Source organism: Melioribacteraceae bacterium (assembly GCA_019638015.1).
Classification (GTDB): domain Bacteria; phylum Bacteroidota; class Ignavibacteria; order Ignavibacteriales; family Melioribacteraceae; genus JAHBUP01.
Genome location: JAHBUP010000001.1, coordinates 159,780 through 181,638, shown reverse-complemented (window position 1 = coordinate 181,638; position 21,859 = coordinate 159,780). Strand labels below are relative to the sequence as shown.

17 protein-coding genes and 1 other RNA gene are annotated in these 21,859 nt (G+C 34.6%); 5 read left to right on the top strand and 13 right to left on the bottom strand.

Features of this window, described 5'->3' with window-relative positions; all coding sequences use genetic code 11:
* The first annotated feature begins 25 nt into the window (after window positions 1–25).
* From pelA to KF816_00745, 3 genes are all read left to right on the top strand, one after another.
* Window positions 26–1,207: a pectate lyase gene (pelA, locus tag KF816_00755; protein ID MBX3006531.1), complete on the top strand. Its 1,182-nt coding sequence runs from the start codon at window positions 26–28 to the stop codon at window positions 1,205–1,207.
* Window positions 1,208–1,359: 152 nt separating this feature from the next.
* Window positions 1,360–1,746, top strand: coding sequence for a BlaI/MecI/CopY family transcriptional regulator (locus KF816_00750; protein ID MBX3006530.1), 387 nt, complete (start codon window positions 1,360–1,362; stop codon window positions 1,744–1,746).
* Window positions 1,747–1,748: 2 nt separating this feature from the next.
* A complete protein-coding gene (locus KF816_00745; protein ID MBX3006529.1) occupies window positions 1,749–3,800 on the top strand; it encodes a M56 family metallopeptidase in 2,052 nt (683 codons plus the stop codon).
* 40 nt (window positions 3,801–3,840) lie between these two features.
* Here the strand turns inward: KF816_00745 and ruvA are convergent, their stop codons facing one another.
* The 5 genes from ruvA to KF816_00720 all read right to left on the bottom strand — a co-directional run bounded on the left by ruvA (window position 3,841) and on the right by KF816_00720 (window position 8,550).
* On the bottom strand, window positions 3,841–4,428 hold the full coding sequence (gene ruvA / locus KF816_00740) for a Holliday junction branch migration protein RuvA (GenBank protein MBX3006528.1): 588 nt from the start codon (window positions 4,426–4,428) through the stop codon (window positions 3,841–3,843).
* Window positions 4,429–4,554: 126 nt separating this feature from the next.
* Window positions 4,555–5,091 carry a crossover junction endodeoxyribonuclease RuvC gene (ruvC, locus tag KF816_00735; GenBank protein ID MBX3006527.1) on the bottom strand — a complete coding sequence of 179 codons (537 nt, stop codon included), beginning with the start codon at window positions 5,089–5,091 and terminating at the stop codon, window positions 4,555–4,557.
* A gap of 8 nt (window positions 5,092–5,099) precedes the next feature.
* On the bottom strand, window positions 5,100–6,830 hold the full coding sequence (gene recJ / locus KF816_00730) for a single-stranded-DNA-specific exonuclease RecJ (protein ID MBX3006526.1): 1,731 nt from the start codon (window positions 6,828–6,830) through the stop codon (window positions 5,100–5,102).
* 21 nt (window positions 6,831–6,851) lie between these two features.
* Window positions 6,852–7,277, bottom strand: an RNA gene (gene rnpB / locus KF816_00725) — RNase P RNA component class A.
* A 118-nt stretch (window positions 7,278–7,395) separates the two neighbouring features.
* Window positions 7,396–8,550, bottom strand: coding sequence for an AI-2E family transporter (locus KF816_00720; protein MBX3006525.1), 1,155 nt, complete (start codon window positions 8,548–8,550; stop codon window positions 7,396–7,398).
* A gap of 91 nt (window positions 8,551–8,641) precedes the next feature.
* Here KF816_00720 and KF816_00715 point away from each other — a divergent pair, with 91 nt between their 5' ends.
* Together KF816_00715 and KF816_00710 are read left to right on the top strand one after the other, a co-directional pair.
* The gene (locus tag KF816_00715) at window positions 8,642–10,006 is read left to right on the top strand and encodes an alpha-glucosidase C-terminal domain-containing protein (GenBank protein ID MBX3006524.1); all 1,365 of its coding nucleotides are present in this window, start codon (window positions 8,642–8,644) and stop codon (window positions 10,004–10,006) included.
* Window positions 10,007–10,084: 78 nt separating this feature from the next.
* The gene (locus KF816_00710; GenBank protein MBX3006523.1) at window positions 10,085–12,631 is read left to right on the top strand and encodes a PAS domain S-box protein; all 2,547 of its coding nucleotides are present in this window, start codon (window positions 10,085–10,087) and stop codon (window positions 12,629–12,631) included.
* 60 nt (window positions 12,632–12,691) lie between these two features.
* On the opposite strand, the gene nhaA is transcribed toward KF816_00710, so the two are convergent.
* The 8 genes from nhaA to KF816_00670 all read right to left on the bottom strand — a co-directional run bounded on the left by nhaA (window position 12,692) and on the right by KF816_00670 (window position 21,823).
* Window positions 12,692–13,993, bottom strand: a complete 1,302-nt coding sequence (gene nhaA / locus KF816_00705; protein ID MBX3006522.1) for a Na+/H+ antiporter NhaA — start codon at window positions 13,991–13,993, stop codon at window positions 12,692–12,694.
* 80 nt (window positions 13,994–14,073) lie between these two features.
* Window positions 14,074–14,934 carry a polyphosphate kinase 2 family protein gene (locus tag KF816_00700; protein ID MBX3006521.1) on the bottom strand — a complete coding sequence of 287 codons (861 nt, stop codon included), beginning with the start codon at window positions 14,932–14,934 and terminating at the stop codon, window positions 14,074–14,076.
* A gap of 187 nt (window positions 14,935–15,121) precedes the next feature.
* Complete coding sequence (locus KF816_00695; GenBank protein ID MBX3006520.1) at window positions 15,122–16,102, bottom strand: hypothetical protein; 981 nt, start codon at window positions 16,100–16,102, stop codon at window positions 15,122–15,124.
* On the bottom strand, window positions 16,099–17,034 hold the full coding sequence (locus tag KF816_00690; protein ID MBX3006519.1) for a YitT family protein: 936 nt from the start codon (window positions 17,032–17,034) through the stop codon (window positions 16,099–16,101). Before KF816_00690 ends, KF816_00695 begins: the two co-directional genes overlap by 4 nt.
* Before the next feature lie 64 nt (window positions 17,035–17,098).
* Window positions 17,099–17,419: a hypothetical protein gene (locus KF816_00685; protein MBX3006518.1), complete on the bottom strand. Its 321-nt coding sequence runs from the start codon at window positions 17,417–17,419 to the stop codon at window positions 17,099–17,101.
* An 82-nt stretch (window positions 17,420–17,501) separates the two neighbouring features.
* Complete coding sequence (locus KF816_00680; GenBank protein ID MBX3006517.1) at window positions 17,502–18,767, bottom strand: ABC transporter permease; 1,266 nt, start codon at window positions 18,765–18,767, stop codon at window positions 17,502–17,504.
* A complete protein-coding gene (locus KF816_00675) occupies window positions 18,760–19,692 on the bottom strand; it encodes an ATP-binding cassette domain-containing protein (GenBank protein ID MBX3006516.1) in 933 nt (310 codons plus the stop codon). Before KF816_00675 ends, KF816_00680 begins: the two co-directional genes overlap by 8 nt.
* A gap of 82 nt (window positions 19,693–19,774) precedes the next feature.
* On the bottom strand, window positions 19,775–21,823 hold the full coding sequence (locus tag KF816_00670; GenBank protein MBX3006515.1) for a M13 family metallopeptidase: 2,049 nt from the start codon (window positions 21,821–21,823) through the stop codon (window positions 19,775–19,777).
* Window positions 21,824–21,859 lie beyond the last annotated feature (36 nt).

Below are 21,859 nucleotides of genomic sequence, written 5' to 3'. Positions count from 1 at the left end.
GATTTTCCAATAATTATTTTATGATATGAAGAGCAAATCGTTTAGAAATTTATTACTTCTTCTAGCAATTTTAATATTATTTCCAATTTTATCTTTTGGGCAAAATTCCTTTAATAAAATAGATGTTTCCGGTTTTGATAATAGCGCCCGGCATTGGTATAATATAAATTCTGATGATAATATCATTGAGCCGCTCCCAGGAAAACCTAGATACTCCCCTAATCAAATATTGGAGATTGCCGATAACATTCTTTTATTTCAAAAGAAAAATGGGGGCTGGGCAAAAAACTATGATATGCTCGCAATTTTAAGTGAAGAGCAAAAATCTAAAGTAACCGAAGCAAAAAGTGAACAGAATACAACCTACGATAATTGGACCACTCACACTCATATTCATTATCTTGCTCAAGTTTACGCCGTAACTAGGAATGATAAATATAAAGAAGCTTGCATAAACGGAATCAATTTTGTGATTAATTCCCAATATAAAAATGGAGGTTGGCCCCAATATTATCCTCCTTCAAAAGGTTATGATAAACACATCACATTTAATGATGGCGTTATGTCAGGCATACTTACACTTTTAAATAATATAGTTCAAAAATTACCAATATATAGTTTTGTTGATTCTACTCTTTACAATAAAGTACGAGATTCATACCTATTGGGGCTTGATTGTGTTTTAAAATGCCAGATAAGGCAAAATGGGCAATTGACTGTGTGGGGTCAGCAGCATGATTTCGAAACTCTTGAACCAACCTGGGCCCGGGCATTTGAACCTCCAAGTATCTGCAACGGAGAAAGCAGCGATTTGGTGCTTTTCCTTATGAATCTAGAAAACCCAAACCAAAGAATAATTGATGCCATTAATGGAGCGGTACAATGGTTCGAAAAATCAAAAATATATAATTTGAAGTTGAAGACCATAAGAACCGAACCAGTAAAATATCAAAACAGTACTGTTACGAGGGATGTAATTGCGGTTGAAGATTTTGACGCGCCTCCTATTTGGGCTCGATATTATGAATTAGAAACTCACCGCCCATTATTCTGTAATCGTGATAAAATTGTTGTTTATTCTTTGGCCGAAGTTCACCCCGAAAGAAGAGCCGGCTACGCCTGGTATACTAATGAACCAAAAGAAGTCTTGAAGAAATATCCCGAGTGGCAAGAACGTTGGTCCCCAAATTTTAACGCCCTTAAATAGTATTTAAGCCTTATACCCGTATATTTTTTACTCACTCACCCCCAACGCAAGAACCAAATTTTTCCCTTTTATCTACGAAGTCTTTCGTATAATTTAATTACGAAACTTTTCGTAATTGATTTCGTCACAATAACTGAACAGAAAAAGGAACTATGATGAGCAAAAAAAATCTTCCAAAACCAACCGAATCCGAATTGGAGATATTACAAATTTTATGGAGTGAGGGAGGTTCAACTGTTAAAGCGGTGAATGAAATATTAAATCTTAAACGGGATACCGGCTATACAACCACACTAAAAATTTTGCAAATTATGAATGAAAAGGGACTTGTATTTAGAAACGAAGATGAGAGAAGTCATGTTTATTCAGCCGCGATTTATGAAAATGATGTTCAAAAAGTATTAGTTGATAAATTATTGGATTCGGCATTCAGCGGGTCGGCCGCAAAATTGGTCATGCAGGCACTTGGAAATTCCAAACCATCGAAAGAAGAATTAAAGAAGATTCGTGAATTATTAAATGAAATGGAAAAGGATTAAAAATGAATTACTTTAATCAATTTTTACCAAATGAATTAATTTACTCTTTTGGGTGGACAATATTTCATTCCTTTTGGCAGGGAGCGCTTTCAGCAATCATCATACTTGTTGGTTATCTTTTTACAGAAAAAAATAATTCCAAGATAAGATATAGTATTGCAACAGCATCGCTTTTCTTTTTCCTTTTCTGCGCGCTGATAACTTTCATCTATCATTATGAAAAAGTCTCACAGGTAACAATGGCCTCAATTTCTACCGAGAATTCTACACCGGTGGAAATTAATGGAAACTCATTTTTAGTGATGGGCAGTGAAAAATCTATACTTGAAAATATTCAAAATACATTCGGGAACAATTTACCATTGATTGTAATGGTTTGGTTTATTGGTATGTTTTTATTCACTCTCAAAATCAGCGGCGGAATTTATTTTTTGCACAAAATGAGAAAAAGTGGATTAGTTGATTTAAATGATCATTGGGAGAAGACAATAGCAGGACTTCAAGCAAAACTTGATTTTCCAAGAAAAGTACAAGTTTTTGAGTCGTGCAAAACTGTAGTTCCTTTAGCATTCGGGATTATTAAACCAATTATTTTATTACCGCTTGGTATAATGAATGGAATGTCACAAACACAAATTGAAGCTATAATTATTCATGAGCTTGCTCACCTAAGAAGAAATGATTATTTGGTAAATCTGATACAATGTTTCGCCGAATCAATATTTTTCTATCATCCCGCCATTTGGTGGATCTCTTCAATAATAAGAGATGAAAGAGAAAATTGCTGCGATGATATGACAGTTCAAATCACAGGCAATACAGTAGAATATTCAAAAGCTTTGTATAACCTTCAGCTTATAACAAACCTTTCAAATAAACCTGCTCTTGCATTAACAGGAGAAAATTCATTATTGAGGAGAATAAAAAGAATGAACGAGAAAAATAATTTACTCGCAAATTACGGGGTGAGACTTACCGCGTTTGTAATAATGCTCCTGCTTATTGGCATTGCTACATTGGTAACATCATCTCCATCATCCGGAAACAGTGTTTCCGAGATAAGAACAAACAACGCATCTATTGTATCATTCCAGAAACAAATGCAACTGAAATCTTCTGATAATTTGATTGGTATCCCCGATTCCTCGAAGTCAAAAAAGAAATCCATAACCTTTACAGAGAAAGAGGGGGAAGAAAAAGTTAAATACAAAGCAAAACTAAATAACGGAAAACTGGAACAACTCTCTATTAATGGGAACAAGGTTGATGACAAAGAACTGCCTCAATATCAGGAGAAAATTGATCAACAATTAAAGGAATTTGAGATAGCTGAAAAAGAATACAAAGAGAGTCTTAAAAAGTATCGGGAGAGCTCTGAAAAATATCATGCCGCAAGAAAAAAAATACGAGTAACCGATTCTACGAGATTTAATTTCAATTTCGACGGGTTCCCTTTTGCCAATCACTTTAGAATGAACATTGACACCAACGGATTGCATAAAGAATTACGCGCGCTTAAGAAACATTGGAATAAAGATCTTGCAGGAAAATCCTTTACTATTCCACAAATAGTTATTCCGCCAATTCCGCCGCTTCCCGATAATTTGTTTGATGGACTTAACAACAATCTCAATAAGTTAGAGTTTGATAGTCAGGAGTTCGAAGAGTCAATGAAAGAATGGAAAGTGGATTTAGAAAAAGAAATGAAAAAACTCAAAGAAGAGTTATCGAAACAAAAGTGGAATAATGAAAACTTCAAGATGGATATGAAAGAGTTTGGTTTGAATATGAAAAAATTTGGTGCCGAGATGAACAAGTTTGGAAAAGAAATGAAGAAGTTTGGAAAATTTATGCATGATGTGAAGGAAGAATTAATCGCCGATGGTTTTATAACTTCGGAAGATGACATTGAAGATTTTGAGCTATCAAAAGATCAAATGGTTGTTAACGGCCAGAAAGTTGACGACAATCTTCACAAAAAATATTTAGCGGTTTATAAAAAACATTTTGGAAAAGATTTGTCCGGGGATAACGCAATTAAATTCAAAGATTGATTTTGTTCAACGCCTCCAGGCCAAGCGGGTTTGGAGGCATTTATTTATTCAAGTTTAGAAGCGCTTCTCTTATTAATTCTTCGATGGAAATATTTGGGATTTTATCGGTAATTGCTCTAACAATTCTTTCTGCTGTTTTCTGATTATATCCCAAATTAACTAAAGCTGTAATTGCGTCTCCCCTAACATTAGAAAACTGTGTATTTCCTATTTCACCGTCACCACCAATAGAATCAACTTTATCGCGTAGTTCTATTATTAACCGCTCGGCTGTTTTTCTTCCGATCCCCGGAATTAATACTATTCTATCGATATTGCCATTAAAGATTGCGGATTTCAAATCATCAATTTGAATACCCGATAATATACTTTGAGCCGATTTAGGTCCGATTCCATTGACCGATATCAGCAGTTCAAACATTTCTTTTTCGGCAAGACTGTAAAATCCGAATAGATCGAGAGCGTCTTCCTTTACACTTAAATATGTATAGAGAGATACAGTATCGTTGTCGCCAATTTTTTCAAACGTACTGATTGATATATTAATTAAATAACCAACACCATTAACATCCACAAGAATTTTTGTTGGTTTTTTGTTGATTACTTTTCCGCTGATGTATCCAATCATGTTAGAATAATTATTGTTAGAAATGCAGCCGTAAACTAAAATATGCGGCCGCTAAAGGCAAATATTAGAATCGGACCGCAATACCAAGTTGAAAACCATTCAAATTCATGCACAATGCTTTTTTTATTACCCCATAACTCTATCTGGATTAGCCGCAATAAAATCTTTCCAGCTTTTCCCCTTTTTCACAGCGGTTGTCGATTTGAAAGCGTGACAAATAGCTACGGCAAGAGCGTCCGTCTCATCAAATTTCATTTTAGGTTTTCTGAGATCGAGAAGTTTTTTAATCATGAATTGTACTTGCTCTTTTGAAGCGGCGCCATTTCCTACAATTGATTTTTTAATTTCCCGAGGAGAGTATTCTCTAATCTCTAATTTCATGTTAACGGCGGTGAGCATAGAAATTCCCCTCACATATCCAATCTTTAAAGTAGATTGAATATTCTTATCATAAAATGCAGTCTCGAGGGAGAATTCATCAGGTTTGTATTTATTGATTAATAAAATAAGTTCATCGCTTATCTGTTTTAATCTGAATGGCATTTCTTTTTTTGAGGAGATATTGATTGTACCGGAAGAAATATATTCTAATTCCCCCCTAGAAAAATCCACAATTCCATAACCCGTAGTAAGTGTTCCCGGGTCCACTCCTATTATTCGCATTTTATCAACTATAAATTACCGTTTGATTTCTCTTTAATTCGCATGTCTTTAATTCTAATTTGAGGATAAGTCTTACCCTCCTTTTGAATTGATTCGATAGTATATACAATATCGGCAACATGTTTTTCGCGTGCAATTAATGGAACAAATTGACCAAGATTAAAACCGATGGCATCAAAAACTTTATCATGACCATTTTGTTTAAAGCTGGTAATAATGTGGTTTGTACCAACAATTCTAGGCGGATGAACAAAAGAAACATTTTCGCTGAGAAATACAGGACGCATGTTGCCTGGACCATATGGCGCAAACTGATCAAGTATTCTTAAAAATTTTGGTGTTATCTCTGAAAATGATAACTTAGCGTCAATCATGATTTCCGGAATAATATCTTCTGAGTTAATTGTTTTTTTCAGAATAGTATTAAACCTAAGTTTAAACTCGTCCAGATTACTAATTTCTATGGCTAGTCCTGCCGCAGCAGCATGGCCGCCAAATTGGAGAAGTATATCGTCGCAGCTTAGGAGCGCATCATAAATATTAAAACCGGGAATGCTTCTTGCTGAACCCTTTGCTACTCCATCTATAGTGGTTAGCATTACCGCGGGACGGTTAAATTTTTCGACCAAGCGAGATGCAACTATACCAATAACTCCGGGGTGCCAATTATCATCATGTAAAACAATTGCCAAATCGTCATCAAAATTAAAACAGGTTTCCACCAAATTCATTGCATGAGAAAAAGTAACTTCATCAATTTTTCTTCGTTCGGTATTTTCATCTTCAAGAACTTGAGCAAGTTCGAATGCTTTATCAAAATCATTTGTAGTAAATAATTCAACCGCACGGTTCGCGTCGCCAAGTCTCCCAACAGCATTAATCCTTGGAGCAATTGTAAATACAACTTGTCCGGCAGACAAGTTACCCGGTTCAAGTTTTGCCGATTTGATAAGCGCCGCAATTCCTGGACGTGGATTTGTGTTAATAATATCGAGCCCTTCTTTTACTAGAACTCTATTTTCATCAATTAAAGGAACAATATCGGCGGCTCCGGCAAGCGCAACGAGATCAAGATATTTAAGAGGTAATTCTTTTTTGCCAATTTTATAAGCTACCGCCCGAGCTAATTTAAAGGCAACTCCCGCGCCCGATAAATGCTTGAAGGGATAATTACAGCCCGGTTTAATTGGATCAAGGATTGCTAAAGCTTCGGGTAAAATTTCTTTAGGCTGATGGTGGTCGCACACAATAGTATCAATGCCCAATCTATTTGCATGTGCAATTTCATCAACTGCGGTAATTCCGCAATCCACTGTAATTATTAAATTTATTCCCCGATTGTGTAAATAATCAATACTTTGAATTGAAACTCCGTATCCTTCAGTTAATCGGTTTGGAATATATGTTTCAACATTTGCCCCCATTTCCTTAAGGAATAGATACATTACTGCCGCGGAACAAGTGCCGTCAACATCATAATCTCCATAGACGCAGATTTTTTCACGGCTGGTTAACGCATTCATCACTCTCTGAGAGGCTTCATGCATTCCATTCATAAGATAAGGATCGTGAAGTATATCTAGTGAAGGGCGAAAGAAAGCTTTGGCTTCGAAAAAATTAGAAATGCCCCTATTTATTAATAGACTGGAAAGAATGTTTGAAATATTCAAACTATCAGACAGCGCGAGGATTTTGCTTTCATCCGGTGCTTCTCTGAGATTCCATCGTTTTGATACCATGGTATTCTCCGGAGAAGAGAAAGTATGATTTGTGCTATAAGCCGAATTCTGTATTCCCGAATTTAATCGGGAAGGCAGTTATTTGTCTCGTTCCGAAATTACTTTCGGAATCTAGCGATCTACCCGAAGGAGTTAGAGCGAACAACTCTATCTGAGGCAAAACCTCAGAAACCTTCTGCTTGACCTTGCACCAAGTGGGGTTTGCCCTGATTCCGAAATAATTCGGAACTCTCCCATTGGAGACCTCTAAAATTACTTTTAGAGCGGTAGGCTCTTACCCTGCCTTTTCACCCTTATCCCGCTAAATCGGGACGGTATCTTTTCTGTGGCACTTTCCGTGTTCAATAAATGAACCCCGGGAGTTACCCGGCACTTTGTTCTGTGGAGTTCGGACTTTCCTCTATTCAAGGAGATCCTCCCTAAATAGCAACTGCCAAGCACAAATCATGTACTGTTCTTCTTCTTCTTTTTATTTTAACATATTTATTTCAATTGAGACAAATATAATAAAAAGATAATGTGTTACATAGGGAATTTGTTGCAACGCAAGAATGGGGTTAGGTAATTAATTATTCATTAGATTTGTAAAAAATTGCATGTTTTTTGAGTGAGAGTTAGAAATTACAATCTTAATAATTGCCGTTAAGGGTACCGAGAGAAACATACCTATTATCCCCCATAAATATCCCCAAACTAATAAAGAAATAAGTATTACCAGGGGATTTAATCCCAGTCTATCGCCAAATATTTTTGGTTCAATTATATTACCAATAACGTTTTGAAAGAAAATTATTATCGCAACAATTAAGAAAGCATACCCAAAAGACTCATATTGTACTAGCGCTGTTACACCGGGCAGAATTGTAGAAATAACAGACCCGATATTGGGAATAAAATTTAGCAATGCCGATAATATTCCCCAGATTATATAGAATTCAACCTTGAACAACCATAGAATAATACCCACCACCAGTCCAACACTTAAGCTTATTAAAAATTTTGTTACCACATATTTTTGAACCTGCTGGGTTATATCTTTGAATGTTTTTCTTAATCTTTCTTCTCTCTGAATAGTTACGTTGGCGAGATATTCCTCTGTTTCCGATTCATTATGTACTTCATGAGTTTCCTCATACTCTTTTTTGATTCTTTTAAGGGCTGATGTTATTTCCTTTTCAACAAAACGTAATCTTATTGCTTCAATTATTTTACTATGACCGCTGGAAATAAAAATGAAAAAGAAGAGAGATAAAAATATACTTGAAAACATTGATATTGTTGAGTTAAACACTCCCGAGGCAACAGTTGTGTAATCGGTTAATTGCAACATTTTAGAAATGTTAAAACTTGTGAAAGCGCGGTTTTTAATTCCCAGCGATACTGCCGCCTCACTAACTAAAGCGTTTAATTTTCTCTCATAGAGGGGAAGTTTGGCCGCCAGGGATGTTGATGAATCGATTACTATAATTGAAACTCCATAAATAATTGATATTACAATAAGGAGGTTTACAACTATAATTAGTGATAAGGGTATACGTTTCGAACTTAAAAAATCATTTAAAGGCTCAAAAAAGAAAAACAAGAAATATGAAATAACAAATGGAATAAAAATGTGTTTTAATTCCATAAGGACAAAAGCAATTACGAATATCCCCACAACGCTCGCAAAAAACTTAACAACCGGATCGGATACAATCTTATTTGCTTTCTTTTGACTCATAAATAATTAATTAAAATTAAAAAAGAAATTTAGTTACAGAAATAAATTAACTAATTTTAATCAAGGAATACAATATTGGTAGGAAAATCATATGAAAAAAAACTTTTTTATAAAACTTATATCTTTGTTTATTACAATAATATTACTGCCCGCTTGTCTTTCAACAGACATTTTAAAAAGTGAAACAAATAGTTTGGTTACTCACCCCGATTGGGCTAAAAATGCAACAATCTATGAGGTAAATGTAAGGCAGTTCAGCAAAGAAGGGAGTTTTGATAAAGTTACCGAACAAATACCCCGATTAAAGGAAATGGGAATTGATATTTTATGGTTGATGCCAATTCATCCGATAGGAGAATTAAATAGAAAGGGCTCGCTGGGTAGTTATTATGCGGTTAAGGATTTCACAGCGGTAAATCCTGAATTTGGTACAATAGATGACTTTAAGGAACTTGTGAATACGGCTCATAAATATGAAATGCGCGTAATTATTGATTGGGTTGCAAACCATACTTCGTGGGATAATGTTTGGACCAAAACAAATCCTGAGTTTTTTACATTAACCAATGAAGGAAAATTTACGCCGCCCGTCGAAGATTGGTCCGATGTTATTGATCTAAATTATGACAACAGGGAATTATGGGTAACCATGGTTGACGCTATGAAATACTGGGTAAAAAATCATGATATTGATGGATTTAGGTGTGATGTTGCCGCGATGGTTCCTCTTGAATTTTGGAAATGGGCTCGTCCGCAGCTGGATGAAATAAAACCGGTTTTTATGTTGGCTGAAGCCCATGAACCGGAATTACATCAAGCTTTTAATATGACTTACAATTGGCAATTAAAAGATTTATTTGTGGGATTTGCAAAAGGAGAAAAAAGCACCAAAGATTTTTATTCCTTTTTTGAAAATGAAAAGAAGATTTATTCAGATGATGATTATAGAATGGTATTCACAACAAATCATGATGAAAACACATGGAATGGAACCGATAAAGAGAGATATGGTGAGGCCGCTGAACTATTTTCGGCGATGATTGGAGTGGTTCCGGGAATGCCTCTAGTTTATAGTGGCCAAGAAGCGGGTTTAGATAAACGACTAAATTTTTTCGAGAAAGATCCTATTGAGTGGAAAAAAAGTAAATTCGAAACTATTTTCAAAGAACTTTTTAATCTGAAAAAAACTAATTCGGCTTTGTGGAACGGAAAAGCTGGCGGTCAGCTAATTAAACTTCAAACAGATAACAGTGCCGTTTTTTCATTCACTCGAAAAAAAGAAGCTGATCAGATAATTGCACTTTTTAATTTATCGGCAGATGAACAGACGGTCAAACTAAAAGATGAAAATTTAAGTGGTACTTATAATGACTTATTTGGCAAAAAAAACGTTAGTTTGCATAATGAATTAATCATTAAAATGAAGCCCTGGGAGTATATTATTTACCACAACTAATTTTTACTAATTCTTGCATGGTTTCTAAATAGAAGGTTAATTTTCGCAAATGTTGATCTATACTTAATAGGGGAATTGTTGTCGCACAAAAGGAAAATATCATCCAGCAGAGATCTATTCTCAATCTTTATGCTTGTAGTACTTTTCTTAGCCGTAATGGTGTTTGGTTACGTTTTATTTTCGGGCATTAGAATTAATTTTATTTATTCCGATTTGATAGACTCAGCCGTTCGGATGAAAGTTGATGTCGCAAAATCCAGGATAAGTTTTCTCGAATATTCTTCAACCAAAGACACAACCTCCCTTAAAAAAATGTGGGAATATTTTGATATCATCGAATTTAATTCTAAATATATTTTAGAGAAAAAAGATCACCTCAATATTTTTCCAATTACAGAACCTTCAACTTACTTAAATGAACAGATACAAAAACTTCAGATAGATTTATTTGCCTTTCGTGGTTTGTCCAGCGATATGATTGCACTAGATTCGTTATCCAGCCCAACTTTAAACACCCAATGGAAAGCTTTGTATAACCAAGTTGAGCAAAGCACTCAACTTCTTGAATCATATTTAACTAACTCAATTAAATCGCAATTGGGTATTTTTAAACTTACTCAGTACGCATTAATCGTATCAATATTAATTCTTAGTTTTTTTGCGTTTTATTTTTACTATCGATCAAAACGCATTCAAACAGAATTTGATCAAAAAGTTAAAAACATAAAGATGACCGCAGAAAAGGGAATGCGTAAAGCTACGATAGCCGAAGAAGAATTGATTGAGAGTCAACGAAAGTTGGATACTCTAATTCAAAACTTGCCGGGAATGGTTTATCGAAGCAGGGGATCCGACATTTGGTCATTCGATTTTGTGAGTGATAAATGCGTTCAAATAACCGGTTATAAATCTTCGGATATAGTTAATAATAGAAACATCTCTTACTATAAGCTTATTAACTCTGAGGATTTCAAAAAAATTTTTCCACAAGTTCAAAAAGCAGTTGAAGAGAAAAAACCTTTTCAATTAATTTATAGAATTAAAACAGCCGCCGGTTACGATAAATGGGTGTGGGAGCAGGGTTCAGCTATTTTTTCTGACCAGGATGAGTTGATTGGATTAGAAGGATTTATTACCGATATCACCGAACAAAAAGCCGTAGAAGATCAATCTCTTTTACAAAGCAACGCGTTAGATGCCGCAGCTAATGCTATTTTGATTACCGACAGCGAGGGGAGAATTGAGTGGGTTAATAAAGCCTTTTCTAAATTAACAGGTTACGCACCAAATGAAGTTCTGGGCAAAAATCCAAAAATTCTAAAATCGGGCCAGCATTCCTCCGAGTTTTATGATTTGCTTTGGAAAACAATTAAAGCCGGCGAGACTTGGCGATCCGAATTGATCAATAAGCGTAAAGATGGATCTCTTTACTACGAAGAAATGATTGTAACTCCAGTTAAAAATGCTTCCGGTGTGATTGAAAATTTTGTAGCAATTAAACAAGACATCACAGAACGAAAACAGAATGAGGCCGATTTAAGGGCTAGCGAATTACGTTTTAGAGGATTATTCGAAAATGCATCAGTTGGAATTTATAGAAGCTCTCCTAATGGGAAAATTATACTTGCCAATCCGGCATTATTAAAAATCACAGGTTACGATTCATTTGAAGAACTTAGATCACTTGACGCACGCGAATTATATGCCAATCCTGAAACTCGCAAAACATTCATTAATGAAATAGAAAAAAGGGAAATCATACTTGGGTTCGAATCTGCCTTTAGAAAAAAAGATGGATCAATTGTAGATATTAGAGAAAGTTCACGAATTTATAAAGATGAACAGGGTCGGGTTCAATATTATGAGGGAACCATTGAGGATATTAGCGATAGAAAACTCGCCGAAAAAATATTGATTGAAGCTAAAGAGAAAGCGGAAAAATCGGATAAACTTAAATCAGAATTTTTAGCACAAATGTCACATGAAATTAGAACGCCTCTCAATGTAATTTTAAATTTTTCTAGTATGATCAAAGAAGAATTGGAAGATAAAGTTGATGATGAACTTCGGAACAGTTTTAATATCATTTCCGATGAGGGTAAGAGAATAATGAGGACTGTTGAGTTAATTTTGAATATGAGTGAACTTCAAACCGGAAATTATAATTATCGATCTAAAACTGTCGATCTTTTTGATATTTTATCAAAACTTTATACCGATTATCTCCCTATTGCAGAGACAAAGAATATACTTTTGGGAATTATGAATGACGATAACATTAGAGAAGTTGAGGGGGATGAATATTCAATAAGGCAAATATTTTTGCATTTAATAGACAATGCGGTAAAATATACTAGTTCGGGAAAAGTTCAGATAATTCTTAAAAGAAATAAAAACAACAATGTGCAAGTTGAAATATTTGATACTGGAATTGGTATTGGTGAGGAGTATTTAGCGAATATGTTTCAACCTTTTACCAAAGAAGAATTTGGATATACAAGAAACTATGAAGGTAACGGATTAGGTTTAGCGCTTGTAAAAAAATATTGTGAACTTAATAATGCTGAAGTTTCGGTTTCAAGCAAGAAAGGATCGGGATCAGTATTTAAAGTAGTTTTTAATTAAGTAGTCTTAGCGGCAACACTAAATATTGCCGCCAAGAAATATTAGATATTTGGTTATTACTTATTCTTTTTTAGTAAACATCTTTAATACAGTATAACCCATTACTCCGCAAATTAAGGATACAACAATAATTCCAATCTTTGCGTTTTCTAAATTTGCTGAATTTGGAAAAGCCAAGCTCGCGATGAATAGTGACATTGTAAAGCCAATTCCGCCAAGTATTGCCAATCCATAAAAAGTTAAAATATTGTTCTTTGTAGGCTTAATACTGGTTTCGGTGTATTTTATTAAAAGTAGTGCAGGCAAAAATATTCCTATCTGCTTACCAAAAAATAAGCCTAAAATTATTCCCCATGTACCGGTAGATGAGAATGCGCTGCCTATTACATCGGCATTCAGCGCCAGCCCTGAATTTGCGAATGCAAAAATAGGCATAATAGCAAATGCCACCCAACCATGAAGTTTATGCTCTAGTCTGTGCAACGGGGACTCAAAATTTTTAATCACCTCCTCCAAATAATTTAAGGCGCTTGCTTTATCATCATGATGATCATTGTTTCCCTTTGTAGATTTCTTTAAAAGGCTCACCCCTTTTTCAGCGTCATTTATTAAATCCGATTCCTTTATTTTTCTGCTGACTGGAATTAAAAATCCAAGTAACACTCCCGCAACTGTCGCGTGAACTCCCGATTTCAAAACAGCCGTCCACAATACTAATCCCACCAACAAATAGGGTACAAGCGAGTTTATGTTTTTCCAATTTAAGAATGCCAAAACTCCAAGAGATATTGCAGCAATTAACAATGCGGATGTACTAATATCTGCAGTATAAAAAACAGCAATTACTAATACCGCGAGCAGATCGTCCACAACTGCAAGCGCCGTCAAAAATACTTTTGCCCAAAGCGGTATTCTGCTGCCAAGAAGAGTTAATACACCAACCGCAAAAGCGATATCTGTCGCCATTGGAATACCCCATCCGGGTTCATATTCAGTATTGGCATTCATCGATAAATAAATTACTGCCGGAGCAACGGCCCCTCCAACAGCCGCAACGATGGGAAGCATCGCAGACTTAAAATTTGACAATTCCCCTTTTACTAACTCACGCTTTATTTCCATTCCAACCAGCAAAAAGAAGATAGCCATCAGCCCATCATTGATCCATAGAATCATCGGCTTATTTATCTCAACGAAGGGCAACCCAACTGTTATATAAGAGTTTAGTACATTAAAATAATAACTCGATAATGGTGAGTTTGCAATTATTAGTGCTAGAACCGCGGCAGCCATTAATAAAATTCCCGATGCTGATTCGGAATCTAAAAATTCCTGTATAACCGATTTAGGTTCTTTTGTCATTAGATCTCCTATTTATTAAATTGTAAATATTTCACACAGACTAATCTGTTTCTGCACAAAAATTTTTTTGATTTTTTTGTCTATTCGTCTTTAAGTCGTTGCTTAAACTCTTCAATTCTAGCTTTTTGTTCTGAACTCATTTCGGGATAGTGCAGTTGCATTCCTTTTAATGTATCAATAATAATTTCTGAAACAACAAGTCGGGCGTACCATTTCTTATCTGCCGGAACAACAAACCATGGAGCATATTTTGTACTAGTTTCTGATATTGCTTCCTGGTAACAGCTCATATAACGATCCCATAATTTTCTTTCTTCAAGATCGGCCGAAGAAAACTTCCAGTTTTTTGATGGATTTTCCAGTCGTTTAATGAATCTCTTAGCCTGTTCTTCTTTCGATATATTTAAAAATATCTTGATGATCCGAGTTCCATTTTGATAAATATGTTTTTCGAAATTTCTGATTTGCTCAAATCTATCTTTCCATATATTTGAATTAATAAACTCATTTGGGATTTTTTGCCTTTTTACATAATCGTGAACACGCACTATCAAAACCTCTTCATAATGTGACCGATTAAAAATTCCAATTCTGCCCCGCTCCGGCAACGCTTTATTAATCCTCCACAAATAATCGTGGTCCAATTCCTCTGATGAAGGTTGTTTAAAGGAAAACACCTGGGTACCTTGCGGATCAAGTCCACTCATAACATTTTTAATCGTGCTATCTTTTCCGGCGGCATCCATCGCCTGAAAAATTATAAGCAGGGAATACTTGTCTTGAGCATAAAGCATCTCCTGATATTCTGCTATTTTTTTAATATTATTTTTAAGAAGTTTTTCGGCAGATTCTTTTGACACTGATTCATCATTATAATCGGTAGAGAGACTATTGAGTTCAAATTTTTTACTCGATGTTGCTTGGAATTCTTGAATATTCACCAAATCTCCGAATTTTTAAGTTTTATGATAATTTATAATGCGGGAATTGTCAATAAAAACCGTATTGAACGGATACAGCTACTTTTACATTAAATGGACTACATTTTTTATGAATGACAAATTTGTTCTTGGACAATTAAAATCAAGATCTTTATTGAATTGTTGGAGGCGCTTATTTACTCACTCCCTAATTCTGGTAATGAAATGAAATACTTTCGGTACCGGTAATATACTTTTTTTGAAAAAGGGAATTAATAGAAGATGTAGCTAATAACTGATAAATCCACATACTAAATTCCCGAAAGGATGTTTCTTCTTTGTAGTTTGAATTTAAGTAAAGCTTAACCATTAAGGGTTTAATTCGTTCAAGATAATTTGAGATATCTTCAAATATTAAATCGGCTAATGAATTAAAAATCTCTTGATCTTTTTTGGAGATTAAAAGCGGCTCAATTTTAAGATTGGAATCATTCACTTTCTTTTTCCATGGATCATTCCCAAAAGTATAAACTACTTTTAAGTCAATGAAATTTTCTTTTTGGGTGTATAAATTAAATAGAAAATTTTCATCAAGATTATTTTTTTGAATAATTGAGACATAGCTTTTTTCACTTCCCCGTTTTGGAGCTTCCGCTTTTAAAAATTGCTCTTCCACATTTTTTAACTGAAAATTACCATGCACAACATTCCCCAGTACAAAAAGAGAAGCATTTTCAAAAGAATGATTTCTTGCCAAATCAGTATTAGTGTATTCCTTTTTGATAATCTCAAGTCTGTCAATAGCAATGCCGCTCATTTCCTCGCCGGTTTTCTGTACAAAACTTTGAAGATGCGTTATATCCGATTCAGTAATCACAAAACAAGTTGGAATATATTCCTTATTTTCATTTAGTTTAATTAATCCGTTTGAATAAAGATCATTTATTAGTAGATCCATTCTATCATCTTTTATTTTCAGCTTTTCTTTAATTTCATTGATCTTAAATTTTTCATGAAGCAATACAAGTATAGATTGATAATCCTTTTCACGTATATCAATATTTAAATTTTGGATTTGAGGTAAAACATGAACAGAGTATTCATTGCTTAAGAATTGATCAGCATCTTTTTTTTGCGAGCACGAAACAAAAAGGATAATTATAAAGACCAACAAAACAACTTTTTTCATATTCTTCTTCGAAATCCTTCCCCTAAAACTTCATGAACGTTATTAATGATTACGAAAGCAGTTGGATCAATTTCCTTTATCATTTCGGTAAGTTTAGTTAATTCCCTGAAGGGAACCACACACATTAGCATTTCTCTTTCAATATTACGATAAACGCCCCTTGTTTTAACTGCAGTAACTCCACGTCCGAGGTCATTCATTATTAGTTCAGCAACCTCATTATATTTATCAGTAACAATATATACAGCGCGGGCATAATCAAATCCATCAATAATTACATCAATAAGTCGGGACGAGACAAACAACAAAAATAGAGCATAGAACGTTAATGTTAATGCCGGGCGATCGGGGGAAAGGTCCTTTGCGTCAATTATAAAACCAGCAAGTGCAATAACTAAAAAATCTATCATCATGATACTTTGACCCGGCTTAAATCCGAATCTTTTTTGCATAATTGCGGCAACAATATCACTACCTGCGGTAGTGCCCTTAAATTTAAAAATTAGTCCAAGACCAATACCTAATAAAACCGCGCCAATCAAAATTAGAAAAAGAAAATCGTGCTTATATAAATCTTGAACCGTTGCCGAATCCTGAAGTCTGATAAATCCCAGACCGGGAAAATCTCCCCTAAAAAGATCAATAAAAAGAGAACTTAATGTAAACCCGACAAAAGTTCTGAGACCAAATTCTTTTCCAAGTTCTTTTAAACCCCAAATAAAAAGAGGGATATTAAAAACCCAAACCAAAATTCCCACTGGAATTTTATTTCCGGACAAATAATGAATTGCCATTGCTAATCCGCTAACGCCACCGGGTACAACTTTGGCATCAACCATAAAAACTCCTATTCCAATTCCCATAAGTGCGGCGCCAATTAGAATTGCGAGGTAGTCGAATATCGGGTACTTCTTTAAAAATGTTTTTGTCATAATGATTAGTTTCTTTAAAAAGTTAGGCAAAAATAGGAAGAAAAGTGGGGTAGATAAAATTAAATTATAGATTTCCCGATTTATATAGTAGCTGGGTTTTTATTCTTTGAAGTTGTCGCTCGATGATTAGATCGGCTAGTTTGTCGGGGATTTCAATTTTGTTTTTTGCGGACATTATTTCGGAGACTTTATTTTCGTTAACATCGAGCATATAAAGACTGTTCACAAATTTTTGATAATCGCCGGCAAGTAGTTGAAGAATTCTTTTTTTTAAATGTTCGCGTATTGCCGATAAATCATTTACCGCCGGGAGAGTATTTCTTTCAAGTGAATAATCCTTCTCCAGTTTATCAATTAATTTTGGCAGAATTTCTGAATCGTTCAATTAAGCATCCTCAATGTTCATTTAAAAATAAAAAATCTCTTAACCGTTTAAAGTTAAGAGATTTTCTAAATAAAGAATAGAATTAATATTTATACTTTAGCCATTTAATTACCTCAGACCACTTTGGTTTTTTGCCTGTCCAGAGAATTCCAACTCTATAAATTTTACCTGCTAATGGGAAAATTGCGAATAGTGCGGCTATATTAAAAACAATCGCTCCAATCTGTTGCCATAGGGGAACGTCTATCAATGCCATTCTTGCCGGCATAACTATTACTGATGAAAATGGTATCATAGAGGCAATTTCCGCATAAGGTTTATTAGGATTTTCCATCATAGAGATAGCGATAAAAAATGGGATGATGATAAGCATCATTATCGGCATAGTTCCACCGGAAGCATCCTGTGGATTATCAAATATAGATCCAACTGTGGCAAATAGCGCGGTAAACATTACCAATCCAATAAAAAAATTAATGAGAACGTAAATCACCAATTCGGGTTGAATACTAAGTGTTATCTCTTTTGGTAACGCAATTAACGCCGATGAAGAAACGCCCAATATAGTAATTAGCCAAACCGCCATTTGCGCTCCACCTGTAATTGAAGCGCCTAAAATTTTACCGCTCATTAATTCTTTTGGACTAAGAGATGATAGAAGAACCTCAACAATTTTACTGCTTTTTTCTTCTATCACCGATTGCATAGTCATCTGCCCCATAATCAACAAACTCATATACAAAAGAAAAGTAAAGGCATAAGAAATTATTAGATTGCCATAACCAGCTTCAGCAATTGCTTCCTCTTTAGAAATTTTAAAGCCTGCGAAATCAACACCCTTACGGGCAAATATCAGTTCATCATTAGTTAGTGATTTGTTCGAGAAATAACTATCCAATAGAACCTTATTAATTGGTCCGTCTAGCTCTCTGTTAAGTGAAATATTCTGAGGAGATTTTGAATAGTACTCAACTTTCTTATCCTTGAGCGCGGTTAATGGGACAAAAAATATTCCCGTCAATTTTTCTTCGAGAACCTTTGGTTTCATTTCTTCGAGATATTGATTTAACTCATCACGATTCAATGATAGATAATTGAATTCATAACCCTGGCTTTTAACAAAATTAGTATTAGCAAATTCAGTTTTGAATTGTGGTATTAATTCCGCTTCTTCAACCACAAAATCAAATTTCAAATTCTTGCTATCGGTGGAGTAGAGTAATGCCTGCACACCACCAAAAACTAATATCAGTCCGGGGATTAAAAGTGTCATAATAATAAAAGCTTTCGAGAACAATTTTTCTTTAAGTTCTCTTTTAATAACGGCTATTACTCTATTATTAAACATTACCCACCTCCTTAACATTGACACTATTTTCATTACCGGCTAATTCTAAAAATATTTCATGAAGTGAGATATCGTTAGCGTCAAACTTTTTTACATTTACATTTCTTTCAACAAGAAGTTTTAGCAACTGTTGAGTATTGGCCGCATCCTTTAAGCGTATTCCGGTAGTATTTCCAAAGTCTTCAATCTTCTCCACTACTGGATGTCCGTTCAAGAATGAAATATCGCCATCGTAACTCAAGCTTACATTCCTTTGCGAGTATTTTGACTTAACTTCCTTTATAGAACCTTCAAGAATAACTTTACCTTTATCAATCATGGCGATATGATCGCACATCTTCTCGGCAAACTCCATTAGGTGGGTTGAGAATAAAATTACTTTTCCTCTCTGCTTCATCTCAAGAATAATATCTTTTAATAAATTTGTATTTACCGGATCTAAACCGCTGAATGGCTCATCAAGAATAATAAAATCGGGATCGTGAAGTATAGTGGCAATAAATTGAATTTTTTGTTGATTACCTTTTGATAAATCTTCAATTTTCGAAAGTCTGCGATCGAACAACTCAAATTTCTTAAGATACTCATCAGCCTTTCTTTGAACTTCCTTTCCTTCTTTTCCTTTTAAGCTTGCAAAGTACATTAATGTATCAATCACTTTCATTTTTTTATAGAGCCCTCTTTCTTCTGGCAGATACCCGACTCTATTTTTAAACTCTTGTCCTACTTTTACACCTTTAAGCAGTACTTCACCCTGATCTGGCAAATAGATTCCCATCATCATTCTTATCGTGGTTGTTTTTCCGGCGCCATTTCTCCCAATAAGACCAAATATAGATCCTTCGGGCACCTGAAAAGAAGCATTATCAACCGCCAGAATTTTGTCAAATCTTTTGGTGAGATTTTTCACTTCTAATGAATGCATTTATTTCCCTTTATAATTAATGTTTAATTTCGTCTCTTATAACAAAGAAGCTAAGTAGCTCTCAACTCCATTCAGAATTGAATTACCATATTTTAACAATTTTATCTTCGGGATTTCTCATTTTATCCCCGGGTTGTACATTAAAGGCATTAAAAAATTCGGGCATATTTAAAAGTGGGCCATTCACTCTTTGAACCGATGGTGAATGAACATCCGTTTTAATTTGGTTCTTTAAAAATTCTGTGCGCGCATTAGTTGCCCATACTTGTGCCCAACCCAGGAAAAATCGTTGAGAAGGAGTGAAGCCATCAATAATTTCTCCCTTTTTATATTGGTCGGTAGTTTTAAATGCGTTATAAGAAACAGTCAAACCTCCTAAATCACCAATATTTTCGCCAAGAGTTAAAGCGCCATTTACTTTGAAAGTATCTACAACAACCATGTTGTTGTATTGATTAACTAATTTTTCTGCCCGCACTTTAAATTTGTCATTGTCCTCTTGAGTCCACCAATCTCTAATATTTCCATTCTCATCATATTTTCTACCTTGATCATCGAAACCATGCGAAATTTCGTGACCTATTACAGCTCCCATCGCGCCATAATTAATCGCATCGTCAGCATTTTGATTGAAAAATGGGGGTTGTAAAATTCCAGCCGGAAATACAATTTCATTTCTAGTCGGTGAATAATATGCATTTACTGTTTGTGGACTCATTCCCCATTCTGTGCGGTCGACTTGTGTACCAAGTTTATTAAGGTTTTGTTTTCGGGCCCAAACACTTCCTCTCTTCAAGTTTTTGAAATAGGAATCTCTTGCAATTTCAAGCTCGGAATAATCTTTCCATTTATCAGGATAACCAATTTTTACTTGAAAAGTGCTAAGTTTTTTTAAAGCCTGTTGTTTAGTTGCCTCTCCCATCCATTCCAAACCTTTTATTCGATCTCCCATTGAAATCAAGAGATTATCAACTACTTTTTTTGCTCTAGCTTTTGCTTCCGGAGGAAAATTTTGTTCAACATAAATTTCGCCGAGCAACTCTCCCATAAAACCATTTAATGTTGCAAGAACTCTTTTCCATCGTGGTTGAATTACTTTTGCACCATTAAGATACTTTTGGGTAAAATCAAAACGTTCATTAACAAATGGAGAACTTAAAGAATTAGCGGCGTCACGAATTAAGCACCACTTTAAATATATTTTCCAATCATTAAGTGATATTTCATTTAAGAGTTTTGTCATACCGCTGATATATTTAGGCTGGCTTACAACAATCAGATCAATTTTATCTATTCCTAATGAGTTAAAATATAAATCCCAGTCGAAGTCATTTGAAATATTTCTCAAATTGCCAATTGTCATTTTGTTGTAAGTCTTTTGAGGATCTCTATTTTCGAGTCGTGTATTTGATACTTTAGCGAGTTCTGTTTCCAATTTCAAAATTGAATTTGAAAATAATTCAGCCTGATCATCTTTTAAATCAATTAACTCAAACATATTCTGCACATGCTTAGCATATTTTTCCCTAATCTCTTTTGATCTGGAATCATCTTTGGTGTAGTATTCAACATCAGGAAGTCCCAAACCGCCTTGTGAAAGATAAGGAGCGTTTAACATACTCTTTTTAGCGTCATCACGAATAAAAAACCCAAACAAATTTCCTATGCCGTTTAAGTGAAATTCAGCCACAAGCTTAATAAGTTCCTTTTTATTTTTTACAGCATCAATTTTATTAAGCTCGGGAATAATTGGTTTGTATCCGTCTCTTTCAATTCTTACCGAATCCATTCCCATAGCAAAAAAATCACCTATCTTTTGTTTTGCGGATCCACGTTCCCAATTCTTATTTGCAGCGGCTTCCTCAACAATTTGCTTCAATACTTTATTGTTCTCTTCTTGAAGCATGGTAAATGTTCCCCATCTAACCTGATCGTCGGGAATAGGGTTGTTCTTTGACCAATTTCCTACAGCAAACTGATAAAAATCCTCAGTAGGTTTTACTGATTTGTCAATGCTATTTAAGTCAAAACCCCTTTTTTTAATTTCATCACTTCCGTTGCCGGCAAAAAGTACTGTAGAAACTGCAATAGTAAAGAAAATTGTGATACGACTAAAAAACCTGTTCTTCATATACTCCTCTGTTTTATATAAAAATTTGCTCATTTT